This window comes from Bordetella hinzii LMG 13501, assembly GCF_001548475.1.
GTDB classification, from domain to species: Bacteria; Pseudomonadota; Gammaproteobacteria; order Burkholderiales; family Burkholderiaceae_B; genus Bordetella; species Bordetella hinzii.
In genome coordinates, this window is the sequence record NZ_LRUJ01000026.1 from 29851 (window position 1) to 41871 (window position 12021).

The following is a 12021-nucleotide window of genomic DNA, read 5'->3' on the forward strand; positions in this document are numbered from 1 at the left end:
CCCTATGCCGCTGCCCCTGGCTTGGCGCCTTTTGCTGGCCAGCCTGGCCGCCATCCTGTCCTTCCTGGGCACCGCGCCCGCCGCGTGGGCCGCCGCCGCCGGCCGCAGCCTGCCCGCCGGATCGACCGCCGAAGTGCCCAAGCTGTCCGTCGACCTGAACGCCGACGACTGGCAGTGGCTGGCCCAGCAAAGGGAATTGCGGGTGGGCATATTCAGCCCCGATTACGCGCCCTTTCAGTTCACGCAGAGCCAGCGTTTCCAAGGCCTCAATGCGGACTACCTCAAGATCATCAGCCACAATCTCGGCCTGATTCCGGCGGTCACGATTTTCCCGGACCGCGACAGCGCGCTGCGCGCCTTGAGCGACGGATTGGTCGACGTGGTCGATGATGTCGCCGACGGCACGCTCATGGGAGACCGGTTTTCCACCACCCAGCCATATATCAGCCACCCGGCCGTGGTCGTAGCCCGGCGCGAACAGGGCGATCTTCCCCCGGATCTCAAGACGCTGCGCGTCGCCGTCAATCCCCGCTCGCAACCCGCCGCGCTGCATCGGGGCGGGCCCCAGATCCGCTGGACCAGCTATGCCGACCCGCTGCTTGGCCTGAGCGCCGTGGCCTATGGGCAAGCCGATGTCTATCTCGGCGACCCGCTGGCCGTGGCCTATTACCTGACGGCGGGCATCTTCAGCGACATGCAGGTGCAGCGCCGCGACGATCTCGGCATGCGGGCCAATGTCTATACGCTGTTGCGCTCCAACAACCGGCTGCGCCACATTCTGGACCAGACCATCGCCAGCATCCCCGATACCTGGCGCCAGAACGCCGTCTACCGCTGGGGGCTGCCCAGCGGCGCCTTCATTCCGCCGGCGCCCCTGGCGCTGACCGAAAAAGAGCGGCGTTGGATGGAACGCCACCCCGTGGTGCGGGTACGGGCGCTGAACCTCTTTCCGCCCTTTTCGATGCACAGCCAGGACAGCACCGCGCTTTCGGGGCTGTCCATCGATATGCTGCAGCGCATCGGCCGCCTGACCGGGCTGCGTTTCAGCATCAAGGGAGCGGACTCCACCGCCGAGATGAAAGCCGCGCTGCAGAACCACGAGGCAGACATGAGCGCGGGCCTGTTCTGGAGCGAGAGCCGCGAGGACGCGCTGGATTTCAGCACGCCCTACCTGAGCACCGCCTTTGTGCTGGTCGGCAAACAGGACGGCCCCAAGCAGGCGGCCGGGGCGGACTTCGCGGGCGCGCGCATCGCCAGCGTGCCCAGCAGCGCGGCGTCCGATGTATTGCGCCGCTACTATCCCCAGGCCAGGCTGGTGTCGGCGACCAGCCCCAACGACGCCTTGCTCAAGGTGCTCGACGGCAAGGCGGATTTCGCGGTGCAGACCCAGATCGCGGCCAACTTCTACCTGCGCAATTATTTCCGCGACGAGCTGCGCATCGTCACGGCGCTGGACACCGTGCCGGCGCGGCTGGCTTTTGCCTTCCCCCGCGACCAGGATGAACTGCAAAGCATCATCAACAAGGCGCTGGCGACGCTGCCGGCCGACGAGCCCATCTACCTGATGAATCGCTGGCGCGCGGAGTCGCCGCCGACGATCAATACCTGGTATGCCTACCGCCAGGAGATCTATCTGCTCATCGCCGCCGCGGCGGCCTCGGCAGCCATCTTCCTGGCCTGGATCCTCTATCTGCGCAGGCAGATACGCAAACGCCGCAAGGCCGAGCGCGCCCTGAGCGATCAGCTTGCCTTCATGCGCGTGCTGCTCGACGGCATCCCCAACCCCGTCTTCGTGCGCGACCGGCAAGGCCGCATGGTCACCTGCAACCGCAGCTATCTCGACACCTTTGGCATGAGCGCCGACGACGTGGTGGGACGCACCTTGCTCGAATCGCCCATGAGCGCCGAGAATCCCCAAGAGGCCGCCCGCGTCCACCAGCAGTACCTGCTCGCCATGGAGGAGTCCAGCACGCCCGTCTTTCAGGATATCGAGGTCAAGCTCAGGGGCAAGACCCACTATATCTACCATTGGCTGATGCCCTATTCGGACTCGCTGGGCCAAGTCAGCGGCCTGATCGGCGGCTGGACGGACCTGACCGAACGCATGCAGCTGCTGCGCGACCTGCACGAAGCCAAGGAGGAGGCCGACGCCGCCAATCGCGCCAAGACCACCTTCCTGGCAACCATGAGCCATGAGATCCGCACCCCGATGAACGCCATCATCGGCATGCTGGAACTGGTGCTGCGCCGTCCGCCCGGCCAGCAGGCCGACCGCGAGGCCCTGCAGGTCGCCTACGACTCGGCACGCTCGCTGCTGGACCTGATCGGCGACATCCTCGACATCTCCAAGATCGAAGCCGACAAGCTTGAACTGACGCCCATTCCCACCGACCTGCGCCATCTGCTCGAAGGCGTGGTCAACGTCTTCCAGGGCATGGCGCGCCAGAATGGCCTGAGCCTGAAACTATCCCTGGCGCCTTCGTCTCCACCGGCCGTCTCGCTGGACGCCGTGCGCCTGAAGCAGGTGGTGTCCAACCTGGTCAGCAATGCCCTCAAGTTCACCGAAGTGGGCGGCGTCACGGTGTCGCTGAACGTCGCCGTCGACGACGACGGGCAGGCCAGCATCGAAATCGCCGTCGACGACAGCGGCCCGGGCATCAGCGCGGCGGACCGGCGCAAGCTTTTCGAGCCCTTTACCCAGGTGCACGACGAAGCCCGCGCCAATAAGGATCGCGTGGCCGGCACGGGCCTGGGGCTGGCCATCAGCCGGCGCATCATCGAGGCCATGGGCGGCAGCTTCGAACTGAGCAGCATCCCGGGCAAGGGCACGCGCATCGACCTGCACCTGCGCGCCCCGCTGATCAGCGCCGACACGCCACCGCCGTCCTCGATGCAGGCCGTCGAACAGCAGGATCTCCGGACCGCCCGGCTCAAGGTGCTGGTCATCGATGACCATGCCCCCAACCGCATGCTGCTCGGCCAGCAGCTCGCCTATATCGGCCACGATGTGCTGGAAGCGGCCGATGGCGCGCAGGGCGTGGCGCTGTGGCGCCAGCATGCCCTGGACGCCGTGCTCACCGATTGCAACATGCCTGGCATGAGCGGCTACGACGTGGCGCGCGAAATCCGCCGCATCGAGGCCGAGGAACATCGTCCGCGCACCGTCATCTACGCCATCACCGCCTCGGCCCAGGCGGAGGAATTCGCGCGCTGCGAGGCGGCCGGCATGGACGGCTGCCTCTTCAAGCCCCTGGACATCGACACCCTGAAACAGCGGCTGTTGCCCCTGGCCGTGCGCAAAGCCGAGGACACCCCCATGCCCTTCTCGCCCGCGACCTTCCGGCCCCAGGGCCTGCTGGACCTGACTCAGGGCGATGCCGTCATGACCCGCCGCATCGCCGAAGAACTGATCAAGGCCAACCGCCAGGACATCGCTGACCTGATGCAGGCGTCCTCATCGCAAGACCCGGCGGCCGTGGCCGACCTGGCGCACCGCATCGCCGGCGGCGCGCGGGTGGTCGCGGCCGACCAGGCCGTCGCCCAGGCGCAGGCCCTGGAGGCCGCCGCCCGCGGCGGCCAGGCCGACACAGCGCCGGCCGTCGAAGCCCTCGTCCAGGCGCTGCAGGCCCTGGAAGCCGACTTGCAGGCCTGGCTGGCCAGCCGTGAGTGAGACGCCCCATGCCCGGCCGCCCGCGCCTTGCCCGTGTCCGGCGCGGGTCCCGCCGCCCCGGGATGGGCGGCTTGACTTGACAGTCTCTCGGGTCGCGGGGGAATCTCATGCTTTCGGCCCCCACGGGCCGCCGCGGCAGGAGACTTCCTACCCCATGTTGCAACCGCCTTCCGGACAAAACGACCTGCCCCCGGGCACAACGCCCGGCCCGGCCCCCTCAACGGCAGGCGTGCTCGCCCCCTTGCGGCGGCAGGCTTTCCGCAGCATATGGATCGCCAATCTGTTCGCCAACCTGGGCGTCTGGGCCCAATCCGTGGCCGCGGCCTGGATCGTGACCACCCAGCAAAGCAGCCCCGTGGTCGTGGCCATGATCCAGGTGGCCGCCGCGGTGCCCCTGGTGCTGCTGTCCATCCTGACGGGCGTGCTCGCGGACAACTATGACAGGCGCAAGGTCATGCTGGTGGGCATGAGCCTGGAGCTCGTCATGGGCCTGGTGATCACGACCCTCGCCTTCATGGGCATGCTGCATCCGTACAGCCTCATCGTCGCCGTCTTTCTCGTGTCGGTCGGCAGCGCCATCGTCACCCCGGCTTGGCAGGCCGCCGTGGGCGAACAGGTCCCCAAGCCCGAAGTGGGCCGGGCCATCTTGCTGAACTCGGTGAACTACAACGTGGCTCGCGCCCTGGGCCCCGCCCTGGGCGGCCTGATGCTGGGCGTCTTCGGCGCGCCCTGGGTCTTCCTGTTCAATTGCGCCTGCTATGCCGCCCTGATGTGGGCTATCTGGCGCTGGCGCCGCGAGCTGCCTAAGCGTACGCTGCCGCCGGAGCGCATTCTCGAAGGCGTGATCGCCGCCCTGCGCTTCACGGAGTACTCCAGCGTCACGCGCCTGGTCATGCTGCGCTCTTTCAGTTTCGGCATCTCGGCCAGCGCCCTGTGGGCGCTGCTGCCGCTGCTGGCCCATGCCCACGCCGCCGGCAGCGCCTCGCTCTACGGCTATATGCTGGGCGCGCTGGGCCTGGGCGCCATCGGCGGCAGCCTCTGGATCAGCGCGGCCCAGCGCCGCCTGGGCACCGGCCGCCTGATCAGCGCCGGCGCGTTCCTGATGTCGGTCTGTTTGCTGCTGCTGGGCAGCGTGGACAGCCTGGCGCTGCTGTTTCCTGCGCTGCTGGTGGCCGGCAGCTGCTGGATCGCGGTGCTGGCGACCTACAACACTTCCATCCAGGTCCTGGTGCCCGACTGGGTCAAGGCGCGTGCCCTGGCCCTCTACCAGATGTCGATGTTCGGCGGCCTGGCGCTGGGCTCTTTCGCCTGGGGGCATTTCACCGAGACACTGGGGGTCAAGGGCAGCCTCGCCGCGGCCGGCGTCACGCTGGCCTTCACGGCGCTGCTGTTTTTCCGGTCCCATCTGCCCAGCCTGAACGAAACCCAGGACCTGGCGGCCTGGCCGCTGGCCTCGCAGTCGCCCAGCAAACAGGATTTCGACCCCGAGCGCGGCGCCATCATCATCAATGTGCACTACATCATCGAAGAAACCCGTCAACCGGGCTTTCTGAGCAGCCTGCGGCCGCTGCGGCGCATGCGCATGCGCAATGGCGCCGACCAGTGGCAGATGTTCCGCGACCTGAATGACCTGTCGCGCTGGACCGAGGTTTTTGTCGTGGACAATTGGCTGCAATACTTGCGCATGATGGACCGCATGACCCTGGCCGACAAAATGGTATTGGAAGCCGTGGAGGCTCACCATCGCGGCCCGCAGCCTCCGCAGGTCAGCCAGGGCGTGAGCTACCTGGCGATCCGCAGCCGGGCGCAGGCCGATCCCCCCGCCCCGGAGGATGTGGGGGCCGGCGCCTGAGGCTCTAAAAGTCGTAACAAAAATCCGGCACAGTTGTTATCATTTCGAACATCAGGCATCATCGTTAAATTGGTACCGCAACGGTACCCGGCGCTGGAGAAACCGCGGCGCCCGCGCAGGAAGAACGCTAGACATTGGGGCCCGCTGCCCGCCTTGACGGCAGCGGTTTGCATAAATCGTTTATGTGAGCACTACCCTATGAAAGTCAACGCGCTTGCCTTGTTCTGCCTTGCCCCGTGCGGCGCCCCGAGCGCGCCGCCGCTTGCCATCCCTGCTTTCTGTATCCACAACTAAGTCGTTTCTGGCTGGCCCCTGGCGTGTCCCGCGCGGACGCGGCCGGGATTTTCTGCCGCGGCTGGCGCCGGGCAGCCCCAAACTTGTAGAGCGTGTGTCTTTTCGGAGAATCGAGCATGAGTCAATCCCCTGATCTCTTGACCCCGTACGACCAGTTCAATTTTGAAGTGCCGGAGGATCATTTTCCCAAGATGGGGATGAGCTCGCGAGCGGCCCAGGCCCTGGTCCTCAGCGACGAGTGGACCGACACCAACCCGATGCTGAACATGTCGTCTTTCGTGACCACCTATGCCGAACCCGAAGCGCGGTCGGTGGCGCACCAGAACATGTTCAAGAACTACATCGATCACGACATGTATCCGCAGCTGTTCGCCATGGAAACGCGCATGGTCAAATGGCTGCACCAGCTCTGGAACGGCCCCAAGGGTGTCGAGCCCTACGGCACGGCTACCGTGGGTTCGTCGGAGGCGTGCATGCTGGCGGGCCTGGCTCATAAATGGAATTGGCGCCAGCGTCGCCAGAAGGAAGGCAAGGACGCCTCGCGCCCCAATATGGTGACGGGCGGCAACGTGCAGATCGTGTGGAAGAAATTCCTGCGCTACTTCGATGTCGAACCGCGCATCGTGCCCCTCAAGCCCGGCCAGTACACGCTGACCGCCGAAGAGCTGGACAAATACGTCGACGAGAACACCATCGCCGTGGTGGCCATTGCCGGCCAGACGTTCACCGGCGAGGATGACGACATCCAAGGCATTCATGATTGGCTCGACGCCTACGAGAAGAAGACGGGCATCTCCATCCCGATGCACATCGACGGCGCCTCGGGCGGCTTCGTCAATCCCTTCCTCTATCCCGACTACAAGTGGGACTTCCGCCTGCCGCGCGTGCAGTCCATCAATGCTTCGGGCCACAAATACGGCCTGACCCCGCCGGGTCTGGGCTGGGTGGTGTTCCGCGAACGCTCGATCTTCAACGAAGACCTGGTGTTCTACGTGAACTACCTGGGTGGCGAAATGCCGACCGCGACCTTGAACTTCAGCCGCAACTCCATGCAGGTCGCGGTGCAGTACTACCAGTTCCTGCGCCTGGGCTTCGAAGGCTACAAGCGCATCATGCAGCGCACGCTGGACAATGCCGTGGCCCTGCGCAAGCGCCTGGTCGACAGCGGCTACTTCACCATCATGAACGACACCCAGCGCATCCCGGTCGTGGCCGTGACGCTGGACAAGAAGGTGAAGAAGTTCAGCGAGTTCGATGTCTCGAACAAGGTGCGCGAGAAAGGCTGGGTGCTGTCGGCCTATCAGATGCCGCCCAATGCCGAGTCGGTCAACAGTCTGCGCGTGGTGGTGCGGCCGCACATCAACCACAATGTGTCGATGAAGCTGGCCGACGACATCATCGCCGCCTGCAAGTGGCTGGAGCAGCATGGCGGCACCGCCACGCCGCCGCAGCTGCATGGCCATGCGGACGAGAAGACGACACCGGCAAAGTGCTGATACCGGCGGTGTTGCTTGCATGATGCGCAACGCGCGCCCCGGGCGCGCGTTGTCGCTGGCTTGGATGCTACCTGGAGCGCCATATGCACTCAGCAATGCAGTTTCTAGCGGACAATCCGTATATCCTGCTCTTCCTGACCATAGGTTTGTCGGTATGGGTGGGCAAGTTCAGCATCAAGGGCTACGGCCTGGGCTCGGTGGCCGCGGCCATCGTGGTGGGATGCCTGCTGGCCACGCTAGGCGCCAGCTTCGGCGTGAAGTTCCACCTCGATGACTTCGCCAAATCCCTGCTTTACTACCTGTTCATGTATGGCGTCGGCCTGCGCGTGGGCCCGTCTTTCATCAACGCCCTGAACAAGGACTCCATCAATTACGCCATCCTGGCCGTCATCGCGCCTATCCTCGGTCTGGTCATCGTGGTCTTCGGGGCGCAGTTCTTCAATCTGCCCCAGGGCGCGGCCGGCGGCATGCTGGCGGGCTCGCAGACCATGTCGGCGGCCATCGGCTCGGCGGAACAGGCCATCACCTCGGGCACGCTGGCGCTCAAGGACGGCATGACCAAGGAACAGGTCGATGCCATGATTGCCCTGTCCTACGGCATCACCTATATCTGGGGCACGGTGGGCATCATCCTCTTGTGCAAGTACCTGCCCCGCATCTGGGGCGTGGACGCCAAGAAGGCGGCTGTCGAGTTCGAGAAAGAGCACGGCGTGCCCAACGTCGATGACGCCGGCATCACCGCCTTTCATCCATTTGACGTGCGCGCCTACCGCGTGGTCAACGACTCGCCCGTCGGCAAGAGCGTCAAGGACTTCCGGGCCCGCTTCCCCATGTATCAAGTGGTCAATGTGGAGCGCGACGGCCAGTTGCTGGGGGCCGACGAAACCATCGTGCTGCAGAAGAACGATGTCGTCGCCCTGGGCGGAAACCTGCAGTCCATGACCGAGAACATGGGCGTCATCGGACCCGAGGTGCCGGATGCCAAGGCCCTGAACATCCCGCTGGACCAGGCCGAGATCCTGGTGATGAACAAGGAAACCATGGGCATTCCGCTCAAGGAATTCCGCAGCCATCCGCTGGCCGGCCAGATCCAGCTGCAGCGCATCGAGCGCGGCGGCGTGCCCATCCCGCTGGGCCTGGAGACCAAGCTGCAAAAGCGCGACGTGCTGTTTGTCACCGGCCTGAAGGTGGCCGTGGACAAGGCGGGCGACATCTTCGGCGTGATCGCGCGGCACAGTTCGGCCACCGATCTGCTGACCTTGTCGGCCGGCATGATCCTGGGCTTTTTGATCGGGCTGATCGAGGTGCCGGCCTTCGGCGCCGCCGTAGGCCTGGGCAACGCGGGCGGTCTGCTGCTTTCGGGCATCATCGTGTCCTCCATCTCGTCGCGCCTGCGGTTCTTCGGCAATACGCCGAACGCCGCGCGCAACATCCTGGAAGACCTGGGGCTGATCGGCTTCGTGGCCATCGTCGGCATCAACGCCGGCGCCGAGCTGCTCACCCAGCTCACGGGCGCGATCGCGCTGAAGATCTTCATCGTCGGCTTCCTGGCGTCGACCATTCCGCCGATCATCGTGTGGGCCATTGGCTTTCACATCATGAAGATCAACCCGGCCCTGCTGATGGGCGCCACCGCCGGGGCGCGCAGCCACTCGGGGCCCGCGCGCGAAGCGGCCAAGGAAGTGGGCTCCAGCGTCCCCTGGCTGGGCTTCCCGGTGGGCTATGCGGTCTCGGGCGTGCTGCTGACCGTGTTTGGCTACTTCGCCATGATGATGGCACACTGAAGACCGGGCCGACCCGGCCTTCCCCAAGGGCGGACCCGACGGTCCGCCCTTTTTCATTCCGGCTGGAGGCAGGCATGAGCAAGCCCAAGGACATCGCCATGAAGCGCGCCTACGACGCCGCCGCGCCCGAGGACGGATACCGCGCCCTGGTCGACCGTCTCTGGCCCCGGGGCCGCTCCAAGGACACGCTCAAACTGGACGAATGGGCCAAGTCGCTTGCGCCCAGCGAGGCGGTGCGCAAAGCCTATTGCCATGATCCCGCCCTCTGGGACGATTTCCGCAAGGCTTACCGGCATGAATTGGCCCAGGCCGACCAGCAGGCGCGGATGCAAGCCCTCCTCCAGGCGGCTGGCGGCCGGCGCCTGACCCTCGTCTATGCCTCGCGCGACGGCGAGCACAGCAATGCCGAGGTGCTGCTTGAAGCCCTGCGGGACAAGATCGGGCGCCCCTGAGCGCCGGCGCGTGCCCGGCAACCGGCAGGGCCGCCGGCGCGCCTAGTGGTTTTCCCTAGATCCTGCGCCTGACGATTTTTTTACGGCCGACAGTCCGGTATAGTCCAGTGGCCTGACCACTCGGCCACCGGATACCTAGACAGCATGGCTACCTTCCAAGCGGTTGCTTCGACCCGCCTCTATCGCATGATTGCCGACCAGATCGCCAGCCGCATACGCGCGGGCGACTTTGAGGCCGGAGGCCGCCTGCCCGCCGAGCGCGACCTGGCCGAACAGCTGCAGGTCAGCCGCGCGTCGGTGCGCGAAGCCTTGATCGCGCTGGAGATCGAGGGCTATGTGGAGGTCCGCGTGGGCACCGGCGTCTTCGTCTGCGCGCCGCGCGAGGACGGCCAGTACGGCCATGCGCAACCCGCCGCCCATGGCGCCGAGCGCACCGACATCGGCCCCTTCGACCTGCTGGACACCCGCTTGCTGCTGGAGCCCGAGTGCGCCGCGCTGGCGGCCCAGAAGGCCTCGTCGGCCCAGATCGCCGTCATCCGCGCCGCCCATGAGGCGATGTCGCTGACCGAAAGCCCCAGCCTGCATGACCAGGCTTTCCATGGCGCGATCGCCGCGGCTTGCGGCAACGCCGCCCTGGCCGCCGCCATCTCGCATATCTGGCATCTGAGCACCATCAGCCCGGTCTTCAGCCGCCTGGAGACCCACTTCGTGACGACCCGGGTCTGGAGCGCCGCGCGCGACGAGCATGAGCGCATCCTGGAGGCCATCACCGAGCGTGACCCCATCCGCGCCCGCCACGCCATGCATGATCATCTGGTCGGCATCCTGGCGCGCCTGCGCGAAGACTTCGGCAGCGGGCCCATCCGATGATGACAGGCTGACCGCGTCCCATCCCTCTTTCCCGTAATGCCCGACAGGCGCCGACAAAGGCGCCGGGGCCCGTTTGCGCCGGCGGTTCCGGCCGGGCCCGGTCCCTCGCGGGGACCAGCCACAACATTCCAAGGTGAAACATGCAGCTAACCCGTATCTTCCGTTCTCTCTTGGCCGGCGCCGGCCTGGCTTTGGCGGCCGTCCCCGCGGCGCACGCCCTGGACGTCAAGCTCGGCCACGTGCTCGCGCCCAGCCACAGCTGGAACAAGGCGGCCGAAGGCTTTGCCGCCGAGGTCAAGGAAAAGACCAACGGCCGCGTGAACTTCATCCTCTTCCCGAGCGGCCAGCTGGGCAATGAGAAGACCATGCTCGAAGGCCTGCAGATCGGCAGCCAGGGCGCGGCCATCATCGGTTCGGGTTCACTGCAGCCCATCGAACCCAAGTTCGGCATCGTCGAGCTGCCCTACACCTGGAACACCGCCGCCCAGGCCTATCGCGCCTATGACGGCGAATTGGGCGCGGCGCTGGCCAAGCTGGCCGAGAAGAAAAACCTGGTCATCCTGTCCTGGTGGGAAAACGGCTTCCGCCATCTGACCAACAATCGCGGCCCGATCAACAAGCCCTCCGACCTGAACGGCCTGAAGACCCGCGTCACGCCCGACAAGATGCGCCTGGACACCTTCAGCGCCCTGGGCGCCAACCCCGCGCCGCTGGCCTTTGGCGAACTCTACTCGGCCCTGCAGCAGAAGGTGTTCGACGCACAGGAAAACCCCCTGTCCATCATCTACACCTCGTCCTTCTTCGAAGTGCAGAAGTATCTGTCGCTGACCGGCCACGTCTGGGGCCCGGCCAACCTGATCGTGTCCAAATCGGTCTGGAACCGCATCTCGGCCGATGACCGCAAGGTGGTCCAGGCCGCCGCCGACCGCTGGCGCGATGAGCAGCGCAAGATGATCACCGAAAGCGATGCCCAATACATCGCCCAGCTCAAGGAAAAAGGCATGCAGGTCAACGAAGTCGACAAGGCGCCGTTCGCCGCCGCGGTCGAGCCTGTGTGGAAGACCTACTCTGTCACCTACGGTCCCGAGCTGATGGGCCTGGTCCAGAAGTACCGCGAGGCGAAATAAGCATGCTCCAACGACTGTCCGTCATTCTGTCGGGCATCAGCAAAGCCATCGCCGCCCTGGCGGTGGCCTTGCTGGCGATCCTGATCAGCTACGTGGTGTTTTCGCGCTTCGTCACGCACACCACTCCTCATTGGGCCGAGGAACTGCCCCGCCTGGTCCTGGTCTGGTCCGCCTTCATCGGCGGCGTCACCTGCAGTTTCGAACGTTCCCACCTGATGGCCGGCCTGCTGCCCTTCGTGGTGCGCAGCCCGCGCGTCCTCAATTTCTTCGAGCGCCTGAACCAGGTGTTCGTCATCGTCGGCCTCATCGTCCTGGGCTATGCCGGCTGGGAGCTCGCCGACCTGACCATGGACCAGACGCTGCCGGCGCTGGATGTGTCGGCCGGCGCGGTCTATCTCGCCCTGCCCTTCGCCTGCGCGATCACCGTCGTCGTGCACCTGGCGCAATTGTTCGAGCCCGCGCCCGCAAAGGAATAA

Annotated in this window: 8 protein-coding genes; all 8 read left to right on the plus strand. The window is 65.8% G+C overall.

Features of this window, described 5'->3' with window-relative positions; translation table 11 throughout:
• Positions 1 to 4: 4 nt before the first annotated feature.
• Positions 5 to 3670, plus strand: a complete 3666-nt coding sequence (locus AXA74_RS16305) for a transporter substrate-binding domain-containing protein (RefSeq protein WP_032978473.1) — start codon at positions 5 to 7, stop codon at positions 3668 to 3670.
• 154 nt (positions 3671 to 3824) lie between these two features.
• Positions 3825 to 5522 carry an MFS transporter gene (locus tag AXA74_RS16310; RefSeq protein WP_029580886.1) on the plus strand — a complete coding sequence of 566 codons (1698 nt, stop codon included), beginning with the start codon at positions 3825 to 3827 and terminating at the stop codon, positions 5520 to 5522.
• Between the two features lie 410 nt (positions 5523 to 5932).
• Positions 5933 to 7312, plus strand: coding sequence for a glutamate decarboxylase (locus tag AXA74_RS16315; protein WP_029580885.1), 1380 nt, complete (start codon positions 5933 to 5935; stop codon positions 7310 to 7312).
• A 95-nt stretch (positions 7313 to 7407) separates the two neighbouring features.
• Positions 7408 to 9096 carry an aspartate:alanine exchanger family transporter gene (locus AXA74_RS16320; RefSeq protein WP_080666617.1) on the plus strand — a complete coding sequence of 563 codons (1689 nt, stop codon included), beginning with the start codon at positions 7408 to 7410 and terminating at the stop codon, positions 9094 to 9096.
• 74 nt (positions 9097 to 9170) lie between these two features.
• Positions 9171 to 9548 (plus strand): DUF488 domain-containing protein, encoded by a 378-nt coding sequence (locus AXA74_RS16325; protein WP_032973785.1) that lies wholly within the window; start codon positions 9171 to 9173, stop codon positions 9546 to 9548.
• Positions 9549 to 9692: 144 nt separating this feature from the next.
• Entirely contained in the window at positions 9693 to 10418 is a 726-nt protein-coding gene (locus AXA74_RS16330) for a FadR/GntR family transcriptional regulator (RefSeq protein ID WP_029580882.1), read from the plus strand.
• Between the two features lie 140 nt (positions 10419 to 10558).
• A complete protein-coding gene (locus AXA74_RS16335) occupies positions 10559 to 11545 on the plus strand; it encodes a TRAP transporter substrate-binding protein (protein WP_029580881.1) in 987 nt (328 codons plus the stop codon).
• 2 nt (positions 11546 to 11547) lie between these two features.
• On the plus strand, positions 11548 to 12021 hold the full coding sequence (locus tag AXA74_RS16340) for a TRAP transporter small permease (protein ID WP_029580880.1): 474 nt from the start codon (positions 11548 to 11550) through the stop codon (positions 12019 to 12021).